Origin of the sequence: Aestuariibaculum sp. M13 (assembly GCF_024723255.1) — a bacterium.
Classification (GTDB): Bacteria; Bacteroidota; Bacteroidia; order Flavobacteriales; family Flavobacteriaceae; genus Aestuariibaculum; species Aestuariibaculum lutulentum.
In genome coordinates this window covers 133,807-151,733 of sequence record NZ_JANIAC010000003.1, presented here as the reverse complement: position 1 = coordinate 151,733, position 17,927 = coordinate 133,807, and the positions used below count along the sequence as shown (strand labels likewise).

Sequence of the window (17,927 nt, the reverse complement as noted above, 5' to 3'; positions counted from 1 at the left end):
ATAAAAAAGACACATTTTTCAATGTGCCTTTTTCAATATTTTAAAATCTCTATTTTTAGCTTAAACTGGCTAAACTCGATTTAATCGTTTCAATTTTAGCCAGAGCATCGGCTTCCTTTTTACGCTCGTTAGCAATAACCTGTTCTGGCGCACCATTTACGAAACGCTCGTTAGATAATTTCTTTTGAACCGATTTTAAGAAACCTTCTGTATAATTCAACTCTTCAGTTAACTTTTTAATTTCAGCTTCAACATCAATGCTTCCTGCCATTGGCACAAAGTATTCATTCGATTTTACACGGAATGTTAAAGCGCCTTCAACAGCTTCATTCACGTATTCAATAGCTTCAAGGTTTCCTAACTTTTGAATGATGGAATCGAAGGTTGTGCTCGTGTTTCCGTTATTAATTACTGAAAAACCAATGGCATCTTTAAACGCAATATTCTTTTCTTTTCTAATATTTCTGATTCCTGAAACTACTTCTGAAGCAAAATCGAATTCACCAATCAAGGCTTCATTTACTGGTTTTGCTTCCGGCCATTTTGAAACAATTAAAGCTTCTTCCGGAGTACGCTCAGCAATATAATGCCAGATATCTTCTGTTAAGAACGGCATAAACGGATGAAGAATTTTTAAGTTATCTTCAAACGCAGCGATTAATCCTTTATAAGTTGCGGCATCAACAGGTTTTTGATACGCAGGCTTCACGATTTCCAATAACCATCCTGAGAAATCATCCATAATCAATTTATAAATCGCCATCAACGCATCGCTTAAACGGTATTTACTAAAGTGATCTTCAATTTCAGTTAGGGCTTTTTGGAATTTAGACGCGTACCAGTCTAAAGCAATTTTGCTAGATTCTGGTTGTGGAATAGTTTCATCGATTTGCCAACCATCAATTAAACGGTAAGCATTCCATATTTTGTTTCCGAAACCTTTTCCTTGCTGACATAGAGCCTCGTCGAATAATAAATCGTTACCTGCAGCACTACTTAACAATAATCCCACACGAACACCATCGGCACTGTACTCTTCAATTAATTTTAAAGCATCTGGTGAGTTTCCTAACGATTTACTCATTTTACGACGTTGCTTATCGCGTACAAGCCCGGTTAAGTATACATTGTTAAATGGTCTTTCCCCTTTATACTCGTATCCGGCAATAATCATTCTGGCAACCCAGAAGAATAAAATATCCGGACCAGTTACTAAATCATTTGTTGGGTAATAGTATTTTATGTCCTCGTTTTCTGGATTGCGAATACCATCGAACACGCTCATTGGCCATAACCAAGATGAGAACCAAGTATCCAAAGCATCGGTTTCCTGACGTAAATCTTCAGCTTTTAAATCGGCATTACCTGTTTTATCAATAGCTAATTTTAAAGCGTCTTCCATAGTTTCAGCAACTACAAAATCTTCTTTTCCATCACCATAGTAGTACGCAGGAATTTGTTGCCCCCACAATAACTGACGTGAAATATTCCAATCGCGGATGTTTTCCATCCAGTGGCGATAGGTATTCTCGAACTTCTTCGGGAATAATTGAATCTCGTTATCTTCACCTAAAACCGCTTCGATAGCAGGTTTTACCAATTCTTCCATTTTTAAGAACCACTGATCGCTTAAACGAGGCTCGATAACCGCTTTGGTACGTTCTGATGTTCCTACTTTATTTACATGTGTTTCAGTTTTAATTAAAACACCACTTTCTTCCAATTCCTTAGCAATCGCTTTACGCACTGCAAAACGATCTTGACCTTCGTAATGCAATCCGTAACTATTTAAAGAAGCGTCTTCATTAAAGATATCAACCACTTCAAGATTGTGCTTATCGCCTAAAACCTTATCGTTTTCATCGTGTGCCGGCGTCACTTTTAAACATCCGGTACCAAATTCCACATCTACATACTCATCCTCAATAATTGGAATGACACGACCACAAATAGGTACAATGGCCTTTTTACCTTTTAAATGTGTAAAACGCTCATCGGTTGGATTGATACAAATAGCAGTATCACCAAAAATAGTTTCAGGACGTGTAGTTGCAATAGTCAGCACATCATCACTTCCTTCAATTTTATAGTTTAGGTAATAAAGATTTCCTTGCTTTTCTTCGTAGATTACCTCTTCATCAGACAATGTTGTCTTTGCTTCGGGATCCCAGTTTACCATGCGATAACCACGGTAAATCATCCCTTTGTTGTACAAGTCAACAAACACTTTTATTACGGCTTCAGACATATCGTCGTCCATCGTAAACTTAGTTCTGTCCCAATCACAAGAACATCCTAATTTTTTAAGCTGCTCAAGAATTACACCGCCATATTCGTGGGTCCAATCCCAGGCATGCTTTAAAAATTCATCGCGAGATAAATCGTTTTTATCAATACCCTGCTCTTTTAATTTCGCTACAACTTTAGCCTCGGTAGCAATAGACGCATGGTCGGTACCCGGTACCCAACACGCATTTTTACCTTGTAAACGCGCTCGACGTATTAAAACATCCTGGATAGTATTGTTTAACATGTGCCCCATATGTAAAACCCCAGTTACGTTTGGAGGAGGAATTACAATGGTGTAAGGTTCTCTTTCGTCTGGCTCTGAATGAAAATAGTTGTGTTTCATCCAGTAGTCATACCACTTACTTTCTACCTGACTGGCTTCATATTTTGATGGTATTTGCATACTTTGGAATAGTTTTTGAATATTGAAGTGCAAAAGTACTCATATTTCTTTTTCTGTGAAAACTATATTAGCAGTAAGAAACAGAAGTACTTATTTTAACAGAATTAGAAAAAATTAATGAAAAGTATTACGTACTTTTAATTGTAATTACAGACAAACATTGATGTAATACATCTAAAAATTTTGTAGAATGATTAAAAAGTGAGTATGTTTGATTTAGTTTTTAGAGAAGTTGAGCATGAAATGAAACTTAATTTCTCTATTAATAACATGTAAAACAAGAACATAAAACAATTAAAAAATAATAAACCATGAAACAGTTATTAACAATCTTATTCATCGGATTAATTAGTTTATCGGTTAATGCGCAGGATAAAAAAGCGAAGATAGAATTCAAATCTGAAACTATTGATTACGGAACGATTGAAAAAGGATCTAATGGTGTACGCGAATTCGAATTCACAAACACAGGTGATGCACCGCTTATCATTTCGAAAGTATCTTCAAGCTGTGGATGTACGATTCCTAAAAAACCAGACGAACCAATTTTACCTGGAAAAACTGGGGTTATTGAAGTCAAATACGATACAAACCGTGTTAACCCAATTAGAAAAACAATTACTGTAATTTCTAATGCAGACACACCAACAGTAGCTTTAAAAATTAAAGGCGAGGTTGTAGATACAAAATCGGCAGATACTATGCTTGAAAAGAAAAAAAGTATCGTACAGCAATAATAAAATAAAATTCAACATACTTAAGGCAGCGAAATCGCTGCCTTTTTTTATTCCAAAGGATTTTTTAAAACAAAATTAAACGCTAAATCTACTCCGTTACGCTCTACCTTTAAACGAATATGCTTACCGGCATCTTCATAAAACATTTCCATAATTTTTTGAAGCGTAAAGTGGTGTGCCGGTTTTCCATTAACCGATAATACAATATCGTTAATCTGTACCCCTGCAATAGCTGCTGGAGAATTTTCACGAAGTTCAACAATAGCATATACCGGCTTTAAGACCAATTTAAAAGTTGGTTCCAAATAAATTTGCTTCCCATCCAGATTATTGTTCCCCTCTTTATCTTTATCCAAGTTGACACGACTACTGGATTCACGAACCAGTCTTACACCGTCATGAGCTAATTCGATGCCACTCTTATTGTACCTAAAGTCATCATTAAAATTACCATTTTTCTTTAATACAATCTTCGCGTTTCCATAATCAAAAACCACATCAAATCGCATTAATACGTTCCCGGAAATGCTTCCAGCTCGTTCCCGATGTTGCTTCGCATGTGCAATAAATAACGAATCTGGATAAGCAACATTTGGCTTTTGTAAAACAAACCTATTTAAATGTAAGGCTTCTATTTTAGACCTTTTACCATACACGCTCCCACTCAATCCATGTCCCAAAAAATCATAAAAAAAATAATCTCCTGAATCAACCCCACGTTCTTCATCTTCAAATAACCATAAGGCATCACTTCCTCCTGAATCAATCAATAATTTCACAGGAATTGATTTCTCATGTAAATCGACAACCGCATTCATATAAGGCTTATTATTGTAAAATTCAAGATTAAACTCTTCACACTTCCTGCATGTCTTGTAACGATACTCTTCAGGATTTGTAAGCCGCAAAAATTGCTTCGAATAATTAACCTCAACGACCAAATCTTTTAGTAAATCAAACCCAATTATACCATGAACAGGGACACCTAGTTTGGGCGCCAGATTTAAATTCGCATCATAAATAGCATATAAATCCTGATTAAGTTTAACAGCATCACCAATTTTAAACACATTATTTATCGATCGGTGCGCCATTATCTGCTCCCCTTCACCTAACCCTCGTAAATAAATTGTATCGGTGTGCTTAATTTTCAAAGAATCTGAAACATTCAAGAAATTAAACAGAATAGGCTTTGTAACACCTGTGTCTAACAGGAACGATAAACCCACCCCATTTATCTCAACAGGAACAATAATTAAATTGTTAATGAGTTTAAATTTGACTTTATCAGACTGTGTTTTATTACGAACAACGAACCTATTTTGAGAAAAATTATGAAAACTCAAGAAAAAAAGGCATACGCTAAAAAATACATATTTTTTCATGAGAATTAATTCGAATAATTGACTATTCAATTTACAAATCTTTGAAACACAATACTTATTTTAGCCAGATTTTTAAAAAAACTTTAATATAATTTTCTCAACTTTGCGCTTCGCAACAAAAAAATAATGCCAACTATTTCAAAAAAAGGGCGATTAATGCCCGAGTCTCCTATTCGTAAATTAGTCCCTTTTGCTGAGCAAGCAAAAAAGGACGGCAAACATATTTACCACTTAAATATTGGTCAACCAGATATTAAAACTCCTGAAGTCGCCTTACAGGCTGTAAAAGATAATACGGTTGAAATTCTTTCGTATTCAAGATCTGAAGGATCTGAAACATACAGAACCAAATTAGCCGCCTACTATAAAAAGCATGATATTACAGTAGACCCTAAAGATATTGTGGTAACTACAGGTGCCAGCGAGGCCTTATTATTTTTATTCAGCAGTATTATGGATCCGGGAGATGAAGTAATTATCTCTGAACCTTTTTATGCCAACTATATTGCCTTTTCAACTGCGACAGGTGTAAACGTAGTTCCTGCTATATGCGATATTGATGATAACTTTGCGTTACCATCTATTGAAACTTTTGAAAAACTAATTACCCCGAAAACCAAATCGATTTTAATTTGTAATCCGGGGAACCCTACGGGATATTTATACTCGAAGGAAGAAATTCAACAATTAGCCGATTTGGCAAAAAAGCACGATTTGTTTTTAATTGCCGATGAAGTGTACCGTGAATTTGTATACGATGGTGAAACCCACTACTCCATTTTACAATTAGAAGACATGGATGAGCACACTATTGTGATTGATTCTGTTTCTAAGCGCTACAGTATGTGTGGTGCGCGCGTTGGTTGTCTGGTTTCAAGAAACACCACCGTTTTACAAACCGTACTAAAATATGCTCAGGCACGTTTAAGTCCGCCAACCTTTGCGCAAATAGCCAGTGAAGCTGCCTTAGATACACCTCAAAGTTATTTTGACGATGTGATTGCCGAATATGTAGACAGACGCGACACTTTAATTAAAGAATTACAACAAATTGAAGGTGTAAAAGTAGGCTCTCCAAAAGGCGCATTTTACTGCATTGTTGAGTTACCTATAAAAAATTCAGACAATTTTGCTCAATGGCTTTTAGAGCATTTCGACATCAACGGCGAAACCGTTATGATTGCTCCTGCAGGCGGATTTTATTCAACTCCGGGCTTAGGTCTAAACCAAGTAAGGATTGCATACGTACTTAATAGAGAAAGCTTAATAAAAGCCGTTAACATAATTAAAGAAGCCTTAAAAGTTTATAAAGACTAGTGTATATTCAAAAAAACATATCATTAAAGCCTTTTAATACCTTTGGTATTGACGTTCAAGCAGATTATTTTGTTTCAGTAAACTCTGTTGAAGAGCTAAAATCCGTTTTATCACTTAACGATTACCCGAATAAATTAATTCTTGGTGGCGGAAGTAATATGTTGCTAACAAAAGATGTTAATGCTCTTGTTATACATGTAAACCTAAAAGGTATTGAAGTTGTAAATGAAAATGAGCAGGAGGTTTACATTAAAGCCTATGCTGGTGAAAACTGGCACGAATTTGTATTATGGTGCATTAACAACCATTATGGAGGTGTTGAGAACCTGTCGTTAATTCCTGGTAATGTAGGCACGGCACCTATTCAGAATATTGGCGCATACGGGGTTGAGCTTAAAGATGTTTTTCATTCCTGCGAAACTATAGCTATAGAAGATGGTTCATTCGCTAACTTTTCAAACGCTGAATGTGATTTCGGGTATAGAAACTCTATTTTCAAACAGGACGCCAAAGGAAAATATATAATTACCTGTGTAACTTTTAAACTTAGCAAAAAAGATCACAAATTACATATCAATTACGGCACAATAGCTTCACAATTAGACACTATGAACGTAAGTAACCCTACTATTCAGGATATTTCAAAAGCCGTTATTGCAATTCGGGAAAGTAAATTACCAAATCCGAAAGAGATTGGAAATAGTGGAAGTTTCTTTAAAAACCCGGTTATTTCAAAAGCATTATTTGAAAAACTCCTTGCTAATTTTGAAGACATACCTAGCTATCCGGTTTCAGACACCGAAGTAAAAGTACCTGCCGGCTGGCTTATTGAAAAATCAGGATTTAAAGGAAAACGTTTTGGCGATTACGGCGTACATAAAAATCAGGCATTAGTTCTGGTAAACTACGGAAATGCTAAAGGCGAAGACATATTAAAACTATCTAAACTAATACAAGACACAGTTAACCGTCTATTTAATATTAACATAGAAGCTGAAGTAAACATTATTTAATACAAAAGAAATTTCTACCTTTGGCGGTAATTTGCCCCCAAATTATTCACTTTAAAACCTAAAAAGTTGATATCATCTATAGAAAAAGAAATTGTTAATCTGCTGGAACGTGGCGATAAGAAAGCCATATCCCTTCTATATGAGAACTATGCAGATTCTTTATTTGGTGTTATTAAAAAAATAATATCAGACGATGATACTGCCCAGGATGTGCTTCAGGAAAGCTTTGTAAAAATATGGCGCTATTCAAAAAAATACGATGCCAGTAAGGCCAAGCTTTTTACCTGGTTATATCGAATTGCCTATAACACAGCCATTGACAAAGTTCGATCTTTAAAAAATAAAGATGGAAACGAAGTCCAAATAGAAGCCACATACGTATATAAGTTATCAGCATCAGAGTTAAATCAGGATGTTTTAGATATAAAAAAACATCTAAGTAGTTTAGATGAAAAATATCAGATCGTATTAAATGCACTCTTTTTTGAGGGCATGACGCAGCAAGAAGCCAGTGAGGAATTAGATATTCCGCTGGGTACTATAAAATCGAGATTAAAAATTGGATTACGAGAATTGAAAAAGATTTATAATCCTTAACTTAAAAAGTCATGAATGCGAAAATAACTACTTTTTTAAATTCTGGCCTATTAGAAAAATATCTTTTAGGTGAAACTACTGTTGCCGAAACAGAAATGGTTGAAACCTATATTTCGAAATATCCAGAAGTTGAAAATGCATACAACGAGCTACAAAACAACTTAGAAATTGTAGCCAAAAGTCATGCTGTAGAAGCCCCTGTAAGCATCTTAAACAGCATTTTAGATGAACTTGACGACACACCTGTTGTGGCGATGAAACCTACTAGAAATTACAAATCTTGGTACAAATACAGTATTGCTGCCAGTGTTGCTGCCTTACTGTTTGCAGGTACCTCGTATATTTTCTATAACCAGAATAAAAAATTAAATCATGAAAATCAGGTTGTTGTTGACGAAATTTTCGACTTACGAAACGATATTCAAATGAACAACAAAAGGTTAGACGATTTAATGCAGCAATTTAAACAGCTTAACGACCCTGAAACTTATAAATACATTATGCAGGGTAACAATCGTGCTAAAAACTTAAAAACAGTTGCTTATATCAATCCAAAAGATAAAACATCGATGATTGATGTGGTTTCGTTACCTCAGCTACCCGAAGAACAATGCTATCAAATCTGGGCAGAGTTACAAGACAAAATGGTAAGCTTAGGCATTTTAAATGAAACCGACAGACAACTTAGAAAAATACCCTATACCGAAAACGCTCTGGGATTAAATATTACCATAGAGCCTAAAGGAGGGAACACAACAGCCTCTCTAGATAATTCGGTTGCAGAAATAGATTTACAATAGATTAATAGTTCCACTATTTATAACATAAAAAAAAGCCTAACTAAGTTAATTAATTAGGCTTTTTTTTATTTGTATTCTTATCTAATTTAGCTATCCAATTCTTCCTTTTCTGGGCTTTCCAAAAGATTTTTATAAATTAAACCTCCCACTATAGCTCCTAAAATAGGCGCTACCCAAAATAACCACAACTGCGCTAAGGCATCTCCCCCGACAAATACAGCCTGTGATAACGAACGAGCAGGATTTACAGAGGTGTTTGTTATAGGAATAGAAATTAAATGAATTAAAGTTAATGCCAAACCTATGGCTATACCCGCAAATTTGCCATTAGCAAATTTATCGGTTGTGCCCATTATGATAATTAAGAAAAACATGGTTAATAAAAACTCTGTTAAAAACGCAGCTCCCATACTATAACTTTTACCAAAATAAACGGCATGATCGTAAAAATTAGTTGCAAATGCTCCCGGAGCATCTCCCCCTGTTCCTCCATTTATAAAATATATTGCTGCAGCCGCTGCAATAGCTCCTATACACTGCGATACAATATAAGGAACAGCTTCTTTTGCAGAATGCCTACCTCCTGATAACAAACCAAGTGTGACTGCCGGATTAAAATGTCCACCAGAAATATGACCTACCGCATAAGCCATTGTTAAAACCGTTAGACCAAATGCTAAAGCCACACCTACTAAAAGTATGCCTACCTGACCAGAGTCGGCCGGAGCTATTTGTGATGCAAAAATTGCACTACCGCATCCTCCGAAAACAAGCCAAAATGTTCCAAAAAATTCTGCAAATAATTTTTTCATGAATTAAATAATTTAAAGGTTAACTACCTAAAGATAAGAATTTTTACAACGCCATGTAGTCCAAAATTTAAATTTGAAGACACACTATCTTTTAATCGTCTATTCCAATTCTATTCAAAAAGCATTATCTTTGCATAAAATATTTTCACATGAAACTTGTATTATTAACATTAGCATTGCTAGGATTAGGTGTCGCAGGTATAGCCATTAAAATTTGGGCTAAAAAAGACGGTAAATTTGCCGGAACATGTGCCAGCCAAAACCCAATGTTAAATAAAGATGGGCAGGCTTGTGGTTTTTGCGGAAAAACGCCTGATCAATTTGATACTTGTAACGAACCTCAACACTCATAATTTTATATGAGTATACTTGATTTTGTGTTCTACACATTTGCTGTTGTAGTTGTTATTCAAGTTATTATATATTTAGTTGTTTTTGGCAAATTCGCCTATTTAAAACCTAAAAAAAAAACTACTCAAAACCTTCCCGTTTCGGTAATTGTTTGTGCTAAAAATGAAGCTGAAAATTTAAAAACGTTTCTGCCTTCTATCATTTCACAAAATTATCCTGAATTCGAAATTGTTTTGATTAATGATGCTTCCAGTGATGATACGCTTGACGTTATGGAAGATTTCAAAAGTCAGTATAGCAACATTAAAATTGTTGATGTAAAAAACAACGAAGCCTTCTGGGGAAATAAAAAATATGCATTAACCTTGGGCATTAAAGCATCAAGTCACGAATATCTACTGTTTACCGACGCCGATTGCAAAGTGCTTTCTAAATACTGGATTCAGGAAATGACTTCCCATTTCTCTGATAGAAAAAGTATTGTTCTAGGATATGGTGCTTACAGCAAGATTAAAAATTCATTTTTAAACAAACTCATCCGCTTCGAAACCTTAGTAACGGCCGTTAATTACTTTTCGTTTGCCAAACTCGGGAATCCATATATGGGAGTAGGTAGAAATCTTGCCTACACAAAAAAGGAGTTTTTTAAAGCCAACGGATTTATTAAACACATGAAAGTGCGCTCAGGCGATGATGATCTATTCGTAAATCAAGTAGCGACAAAAAGCAATACAGCGATTTGCTTTTCAGCTGATAGCTTTACAGAATCTACATCAAAAACGAAATGGAGCGCTTGGATTAGACAAAAACGTCGTCATATTTCAACGGCAAAACACTATAAATTAAACCATAAGTTAAGCTTAGCTCTGTTATACTTTTGTCAGGTTTTATTCTGGATCTTAGCTATTGCTCTTTCAATAACGACTTACATGTGGCCATTTGTTGTTGGATTAATTGTTTTCCGGTTTATCGTTCAATATGCTGTTTACGGATCTTCAGCAAAAAAACTAAATGAAAGCGATCTTTTAGTACTACTTCCTTTGTTAGAAATCTTTTTAATTAGTGTGCAATTAGCTATCTTTATAAAAAATCTTACATCAAAACCTAACCATTGGAAATAAAGGAAGCCATTGCACGTGCTAAGGAAAACGACCAAAAAGCATTTAATTTTTTATTAGATACCTTTTGGGATGATGTTTATGGTTTTCAACTAAAGCGTATTCAAAATGAAAATGATGCCGAAGATATTACCATTCAGACATTTTCACGAGCTTTCGATCGCATTGAAACCTTTGATGACAATTACAAATTCAAGACCTGGCTCATTACCATTTCTAAAAATATTCACATCGATTTACTTCGGAAGGAAAAAAATTCCATTTCACAAGTTATGTCGAATGACGACAAATCGGTGTATCAAATTTTAGATGAGTCCCCTACTCCTGAAGATAAACTCATTACAGATCAGCATTTAGCTAAACTACTTCGTGACATAAAAAAACTGAAACCTCATTATCAGGAAATTATTAACATGCGTTACTTTCAGGAATTAAGCTACAAGGAAATTTCCGTTCAGCTTAAAGAACCTATAAACAACGTAAAAGTGAAACTACTTCGGGCGAAAAAGCTATTGGCTGAAATTATTCAGTCGAAATAAAAAATGATTTCGAAGCTTAAAAATCTAGGTCCTGGATTATTATTTGCCGGTGCAGCAATAGGCGTTTCTCATTTAGTACAATCTACCCGAGCTGGGGCCGATTTTGGCATGGGACTACTTTGGGCTTTATTGTTAGTCAACCTATGTAAATATCCATTTTTTCAGTTCGGACCACGCTACGCAACCGCTACCGGTGAAAGCTTATTAGATGGTTACAAAAAGCTAGGCAAAGGTGTTTTGACTATTTATTACATTCTTAATCTTGCCACCATGTTCACCATCCAAGCTGCAGTAACCATTGTTACCGCAGGATTGGCAGCTAATTTGTTTGGAAATTTTGGAAGTTTCAGCATTGGAGATAAAATAATTTCCAGTACCGAAATCTGGACGTTAGTCATTCTATTAATTTGTGTTACGCTACTTACTATTGGTAAATACAAACTGTTAGACAGATTAATGAAAGTTATTGTAATTACTTTAACCATCAGTACTTTTGCTGCAGTTTTCATTGCACTTTCCAACACACAACAACCTGTTTCCTTTGCTCAAATTATCCCTAACAACAGTTTAGACATAACCTTTCTTATTGCCTTTATGGGATGGATGCCTGCTCCTTTAGACGTATCAGTTTGGCAATCCCTCTGGGCAGTTCAGAAAAACGAAGACACTAAACAATACACACCGGAAAAATCACTTTTCGACTTCAACATCGGCTATTTAAGCACAATAATTATTGGCATTGGCTTTTTACTCTTAGGTACTTTAGTCATGTACAAAAGTGGTGAAAGTTTTAGTCCGTCGGCAAGTGTATTTTCAGGACAACTTATTAGTATGTATACTAAAAATTTAGGCAATTGGGCTTATGTAATTATTGGAGTTGCTGCATTTACAACCATGTTTAGCACCACATTAACCACGCTTGATGCCTCACCAAGAGCCATGGCTAAGGCGACACAACTTCTTTTTAAAAAAGAAACCAAATTAAACTACACCTTTTGGATTAGCCTATTAACCATTGGATCTATTTATATTTTTTTCTTTTTAGCTTCAGAAATGGGCATACTTATCCAACTGGCAACTATTCTTTCGTTCATAACTGCTCCTTTTTTTGCGATTATCAATTATATTTTAATTTCCAGTAAACACACACCAGATCCCTGGCGACCTTCTAAAAAATTACATGTTTTAAGTTGGCTGGGAATCATCTTTCTTATAAGCTTCAGCATTTGGTATCTAACCACATTATAGCCTCATTTTAAAAGAATACTTTGTATCTTTGTGCTTTATTTTTCAATATGAATACAGAAAGCACTTCAAATATATTACCGGAAAGAAAACCAAAACCGAAATGGTTACGCGTTAAACTTCCAACTGGAAAAAAATACACCGAATTACGAGGACTTGTTGATAAGTATAAATTGAATACTATTTGTACTTCGGGAAGTTGCCCGAATATGGGTGAATGCTGGGGAGAAGGTACTGCTACCTTTATGATTTTAGGTAATGTTTGTACACGTTCTTGTGGTTTCTGTGGTGTAAAAACCGGGAGACCAGAAACGGTAGACTGGGATGAGCCAGAAAAAGTAGCGCGTTCTATAAAAATCATGAACATTAAACACGCGGTTTTAACCAGTGTTGATCGCGACGATTTAAAAGATATGGGAAGCATTATGTGGGCCGAAACCGTTAAGGCTGTTCGCCGAATGAACCCAGAAACCACTTTAGAAACCCTTATTCCTGATTTTCAAGGTATCGAGCAACACATCGACAGAATTATTGATGTAGCTCCGGAAGTGGTATCCCACAACATTGAAACCGTACGTCGTTTAACGCGTGAAGTACGTATTCAGGCACAATACGACCGTAGTATGGGCGTTTTAAAATATTTAAAACAACAAGGACAACGTCGTACAAAATCGGGGATCATGTTAGGTTTAGGTGAAACACGTGAGGAAGTTATTGAAACGCTTCACGATTTAAAAGCCAACGATGTCGATGTAGTAACTATTGGTCAATATCTTCAACCAAGTAAAAAACATTTACCGGTTCAGCAGTTTATTACGCCAGACCAGTTTAAAGAATACGAAGAGATTGGAAAAGAATTAGGTTTCCGTCACGTTGAAAGTAGTGCACTAGTACGTTCTTCTTACAGAGCTCAAAAACATATTAACTAAGGTATGATTAACATAGCTATCAATGGATTTGGTAGAATAGGCAGACGCGTTTTCAGATTATTACAAAATTATGAAAACGTTCAGGTGGTTGCTATTAACGATTTGGCTGATGTTAAAACTCTAAGTCACCTACTTAAATATGACAGTGTACATGGTGGTTTTAACGGAACAGTTTCATTTGAAGAAAATAACTTTATTGTTAACGGAAAAAAGATTGCACTTTTAAACCATAAACATCCTAAAGATATTGACTGGACACCCTTTAATGTCGATTTTGTTGTTGAATCTACCGGTAAGTTTAAAACGGAAAAGGAACTACAGCATCATATTAACAATGGTGCAAAACATGTGGTTTTAAGTGTTCCTCCTTTAGATGATCATATAAAAACTATTGTTTTAGGGGTTAATGACGATAGTATTGATGGTAGCGAGACCATTATTTCTAATGCCTCTTGCACCACGAATAATGCTGCTCCAATGATTGATATCATTAATAAACTTTGTGGCATTGACCAGGCCTATATTACCACAGTACACTCCTACACTACAGACCAGAGTTTACACGACCAGCCGCACCGTGATTTAAGACGTTCACGTGCTGCTGGACAATCTATCGTACCAACAACAACAGGCGCTGCCAAAGCGTTAACCAAAATATTCCCAGAACTGTCTGATGTTATTGGTGGTTGTGGTATTCGCGTTCCTGTTATTAACGGTTCATTAACCGATATTACCTTTAACGTAAAAAAAACTGTTAGTATTGAAGAGGTTAACAATGCCTTTAAAGAAGCGGCTTTAGGGAATTACAAAGGTATTTTAGAATATACCGAAGACCCAATTGTCTCAATTGACATTGTTGGTAACACACATTCTTGTATATTTGATTCAGGGATGACCTCCGTTATTGGTAAGATGGTAAAAATTATTGGATGGTACGATAATGAGAGTGGTTATTCACAAAGAATAATTGACTTAATATGTAATTTATCGAAAAAAAGTGCGTTTTATCGATAAATTATTTATATTTGTCGGTAAACATATCTAAAATGCTTCAAATAAAAAGTTACATAGTCCTACTACTATTGCTCTTTAGCATGTGTGTTTCATCGCAGAATTCTGCCAATGATGATCCAGAGTTAATTCAAAATGAAATCAATTATCATATTGAAAATGCTCAAAAAAATCTAGAGAACTTCAGCTATTATGAAGCTCAAAAAAACCTGGATTCAGCTCTTAAAATTGCAGAAAACACCAATAACAAAGAAAATATAGCCATAATCTATGCCCTAAAAGGAAAACTTCAATTGTATGTTGAAGAGTTTGAACAGGCTATAAATTCATTAAACAAAGCTGTTGAAATACAGCGTACCATAAACGACAATATCAATCTTGGTAAATCCTATAAGATATTTGGTGATGTTTATGCTGCAAAAAAAATGTACTATCAGGCTCTAGATTCTTACAGAGCAGCAAAATCTAAATTTGAAGAAGAAGAATTACATGCCGATTTAGCCGATGTGCTTCTTGCGGAAGGTAAAACCTACTTACTTTTAAAAAATTACAACAGAGCCCGCGATGTTATTGAGCAATCTTTAGCATTGGCCAGAAAAAATGATTTACTTAAAATACAAAGTGAAGATTTAGTTTATCACGCCATTGTTTACAATAAACTTAAGAATAACGAAAAAGCGCTAACGCTTGCAAACGAAGGTGTAGCCATAGCCAAACAGGAAGGTTTTTTAAGCATTTTAGATAAAGGCTATTTAATTACCAGCGATATCTACAATGAACTTGAAGACTTTAGGGCTTCAAGAGAAAATTTAAAATACCACATTGAAATTTCAGATTCTTTAGCAGGCATTAAACGTGCTAACTATTCTAAAGCACAGGAGACTCAAGCCAAATTAGATTTTGCTTTACAGGAAAACGCCAAATTATCTGAAGATAAGGAAAAAGCTGAAGACGATAAAAATTTAGGAACCTTAATCTCGATTTTAAGTGTGGCCTTAATTACCATTTTATCGTTATTGACACTGTCGTTATACAAAAACAACAACATCAGGTTAAAGACCAATAATATGCTTCACAAAAAAAATGGAGAACTTATTATTGCTAAAGAAAAAGCTGAATTAGCATCGAAAACTAAAGCAAACTTCCTTTCAACCGTAACACACGAGTTAAGAACACCGCTTTATGCTGTAACTGGTTTAAGTAATATGTTGCTGGAAGAAAACCCGAAACCGGAACAAATTCAGCATTTAAAATCTTTAAAATTCTCAGGAGATTACCTTTTAACCTTTATTAATGATATTCTTCAGATTAATAAAATTGAAGCTAATAAAGTTGATATTGAACCAGAGCCATTCAACCTTAAGAAAAAAATCAACAATATTATCCTGGCTTTAAACAATTCTGCTCAGGACAATAATGTTAAAATTCATCTGGAATACGACACGACGCTTGGGGAAAACTTTATTGCCGATCAAATTAAAATATCTCAAATCCTTATTAACCTTATTGGTAACTCAATTAAGTTTACCAAAGACGGCGACATATGGATTAGAATTTATAAAATTGAAGAAAAGGATAAAATCTACACCCTTCGCTTTGAAGTAGAAGATAACGGTATTGGTATTAGTCAGGAGAAACAAGACCATATGTTTGAAAGTTTCTCACAAGGTTCGATACAAATTAATCGTAAGTACGGAGGTACCGGATTAGGTTTATCTATTGTTAAAGGTTTAATTGATATTCTTAAAGGAAAAATTTATGTAAAAAGTGAACTTGGAAAAGGAACAACTTTCTACTTCGAAATTCCATTAGAATATACGGCGACCGAAGAAAACTTAGACAACAAAACCACTTACTTTAGTGGAAATCCAGACGATTTAGACTTAGAAAACGTTAAGGTTCTTGTGGTTGAAGACAACAAAATCAACCAGATGATTACCAAGAAAATCTTAACTAAAATGAAGCTAAATTGTGAGATAGTTGACAACGGTGAAGCTGCGGTTGATAAGATTAAAACCAATAAATACGACATCATTTTAATGGATATCCATATGCCGGGCATTAGTGGTATAGAAGCCACTAAAATTGTGAGAACCTTTGATAAGGAACTTACTATTTTTGCACTTACAGCTGTAACCATTGAAGATAAAATGCATGAGTTTGAGGAAGCCGGATTTACCGATATTATTCCTAAACCATTTAAGCAGGAAGAGTTTGAGAAAAAACTTTACAATGCTTTAGCATCTAAAAAAGGAAGATCTGAAACCGCTTAATTAGCGTTAACAAAATCTAAAACAAGTTTATTAAAAACTTCCGGTCTGTCAATCTTTGTTTTTATTGGGAGATAGTATAATCTGTTTTTAAGCACATCGTATTGTTTTAGACGCATAAAATCTTTTTCTGTGGTTAAGAGCGTCGATTTTGTACTTAGTAATAAAATTTCCTGATCAGTAAAATTATGATGATCATCAAAATTTAAATGATCAAAATGTTTTCCTTTTTCTTTTAAATATTTCACCAAAGTATTCGCATTGGCAATCCCAGTTACCAAAGTAAAATCTCCAAATGTCTCTAAAGATTTTGTTTCATGAGATGAATACACATTGGTATCGTATTCAATCGAACTAAAAAATACTTCCTGATACGATTCAGGCTTAATTGCCTTAATAATATGTTGTTTTCTGGATTCACTTAAATCGTCTGGACATTTTGTTATCACAATAACATTGGCACGTTTTGCTCCACTTCTGGGTTCTCGTAAATTTCCGGTTGGTAACATCCAGTCTTTAGTATAAATATTACTATAAGCAGAAAGTAAAATATTAAACCCTGCTTTTACTTTTCGGTGCTGATAAGCATCATCTAATAAAATAACATTTGGGGTTTTATCTAAAACTCGTAATTGCTTTATACCATTTCTACGATCGGCATCTACCGCCACCAAAATATCGTTTCCAAACTTATTGTAAAATTGAAAAGGCTCATCTCCCAGAGTTTCCACTATTGATTGTTCATCTCCTAACTGAAACCCTTCTGTTTTTCGTTTATAACCTCGGCTTAATGTGGCTACCAGATGGTCGTCTTTCAATAAGTTAATCAAATACTCAATCATAGGAGTTTTGCCTGTTCCTCCAACACTAAGATTACCTACACAAATAACCGGAAAGTCGTAAGATGATGATGTTTTCAAACCACGATCATACAATACATTTCTCAAATAGGTAATTAAATAATATACAGGTACAAACGGAAAGACTATTTTTCTAATTAACTTCATCAGGCCCCAATCTAATTTCATTTTAACGTGGCAATATAAGCATTTTTCATCTCACTAAAGAATCTTTAGGTTTTCTAAAACTTAATAAATATTGTCTCTAAATG

At 34.8% G+C, this 17,927-nt stretch carries 16 protein-coding genes; 12 read left to right on the top strand and 4 right to left on the bottom strand.

What is annotated here, in order from left to right; genetic code table 11:
- Positions 1–55: 55 nt before the first annotated feature.
- Positions 56–2,692, bottom strand: a complete 2,637-nt coding sequence (locus tag NO995_RS11950; protein WP_258227717.1) for a valine--tRNA ligase — start codon at positions 2,690–2,692, stop codon at positions 56–58.
- A 311-nt stretch (positions 2,693–3,003) separates the two neighbouring features.
- Between NO995_RS11950 and NO995_RS11945 the strand changes: the two genes are divergently transcribed.
- Entirely contained in the window at positions 3,004–3,429 is a 426-nt protein-coding gene (locus tag NO995_RS11945) for a DUF1573 domain-containing protein (RefSeq protein ID WP_240574867.1), read from the top strand.
- 47 nt (positions 3,430–3,476) lie between these two features.
- Here NO995_RS11945 and NO995_RS11940 read toward each other — a convergent pair whose 3' ends face one another.
- Positions 3,477–4,775 (bottom strand): PDZ domain-containing protein, encoded by a 1,299-nt coding sequence (locus tag NO995_RS11940; protein ID WP_258227716.1) that lies wholly within the window; start codon positions 4,773–4,775, stop codon positions 3,477–3,479.
- Positions 4,776–4,940: 165 nt separating this feature from the next.
- Here NO995_RS11940 and NO995_RS11935 point away from each other — a divergent pair, with 165 nt between their 5' ends.
- The 4 genes from NO995_RS11935 to NO995_RS11920 all read left to right on the top strand — a co-directional run bounded on the left by NO995_RS11935 (position 4,941) and on the right by NO995_RS11920 (position 8,541).
- Positions 4,941–6,131, top strand: a complete 1,191-nt coding sequence (locus NO995_RS11935; RefSeq protein WP_258227715.1) for a pyridoxal phosphate-dependent aminotransferase — start codon at positions 4,941–4,943, stop codon at positions 6,129–6,131.
- Entirely contained in the window at positions 6,131–7,144 is a 1,014-nt protein-coding gene (gene murB / locus NO995_RS11930; RefSeq protein WP_258227714.1) for a UDP-N-acetylmuramate dehydrogenase, read from the top strand. The genes NO995_RS11935 and murB overlap by 1 nt, the downstream gene beginning before the upstream one ends.
- Before the next feature lie 66 nt (positions 7,145–7,210).
- Positions 7,211–7,741 (top strand): RNA polymerase sigma factor, encoded by a 531-nt coding sequence (locus NO995_RS11925; protein ID WP_240574862.1) that lies wholly within the window; start codon positions 7,211–7,213, stop codon positions 7,739–7,741.
- An 11-nt stretch (positions 7,742–7,752) separates the two neighbouring features.
- The gene (locus NO995_RS11920; RefSeq protein ID WP_240574851.1) at positions 7,753–8,541 is read left to right on the top strand and encodes an anti-sigma factor; all 789 of its coding nucleotides are present in this window, start codon (positions 7,753–7,755) and stop codon (positions 8,539–8,541) included.
- Between the two features lie 86 nt (positions 8,542–8,627).
- Here the strand turns inward: NO995_RS11920 and aqpZ are convergent, their stop codons facing one another.
- Complete coding sequence (aqpZ, locus tag NO995_RS11915; protein ID WP_240574849.1) at positions 8,628–9,353, bottom strand: aquaporin Z; 726 nt, start codon at positions 9,351–9,353, stop codon at positions 8,628–8,630.
- 149 nt (positions 9,354–9,502) lie between these two features.
- On the opposite strand from aqpZ, the gene NO995_RS11910 reads away from it, so the two are divergent.
- From NO995_RS11910 to NO995_RS11880, 7 genes are read left to right on the top strand one after another with little or no spacing between them, the layout of a single operon-like run.
- Entirely contained in the window at positions 9,503–9,706 is a 204-nt protein-coding gene (locus NO995_RS11910) for a membrane or secreted protein (RefSeq protein WP_240574847.1), read from the top strand.
- Positions 9,707–9,712: 6 nt separating this feature from the next.
- Entirely contained in the window at positions 9,713–10,825 is a 1,113-nt protein-coding gene (locus NO995_RS11905; RefSeq protein WP_258227713.1) for a glycosyltransferase, read from the top strand.
- Positions 10,816–11,361: an RNA polymerase sigma factor gene (locus NO995_RS11900; RefSeq protein ID WP_258227712.1), complete on the top strand. Its 546-nt coding sequence runs from the start codon at positions 10,816–10,818 to the stop codon at positions 11,359–11,361. Before NO995_RS11905 ends, NO995_RS11900 begins: the two co-directional genes overlap by 10 nt.
- Positions 11,362–11,364: 3 nt before the next feature.
- Positions 11,365–12,609 carry an NRAMP family divalent metal transporter gene (locus NO995_RS11895; protein ID WP_258227711.1) on the top strand — a complete coding sequence of 415 codons (1,245 nt, stop codon included), beginning with the start codon at positions 11,365–11,367 and terminating at the stop codon, positions 12,607–12,609.
- A gap of 47 nt (positions 12,610–12,656) precedes the next feature.
- Entirely contained in the window at positions 12,657–13,535 is an 879-nt protein-coding gene (gene lipA, locus NO995_RS11890) for a lipoyl synthase (RefSeq protein ID WP_258227710.1), read from the top strand.
- A 3-nt stretch (positions 13,536–13,538) separates the two neighbouring features.
- On the top strand, positions 13,539–14,549 hold the full coding sequence (gene gap, locus NO995_RS11885; RefSeq protein ID WP_258227709.1) for a type I glyceraldehyde-3-phosphate dehydrogenase: 1,011 nt from the start codon (positions 13,539–13,541) through the stop codon (positions 14,547–14,549).
- A 32-nt stretch (positions 14,550–14,581) separates the two neighbouring features.
- A complete protein-coding gene (locus NO995_RS11880; RefSeq protein ID WP_258227708.1) occupies positions 14,582–16,819 on the top strand; it encodes an ATP-binding protein in 2,238 nt (745 codons plus the stop codon).
- Here the strand turns inward: NO995_RS11880 and lpxK are convergent.
- Positions 16,816–17,823 (bottom strand): tetraacyldisaccharide 4'-kinase, encoded by a 1,008-nt coding sequence (gene lpxK, locus NO995_RS11875; RefSeq protein ID WP_258227707.1) that lies wholly within the window; start codon positions 17,821–17,823, stop codon positions 16,816–16,818. The two genes, NO995_RS11880 and lpxK, sit on opposite strands and share 4 nt — an antisense overlap.
- Positions 17,824–17,927 lie beyond the last annotated feature (104 nt).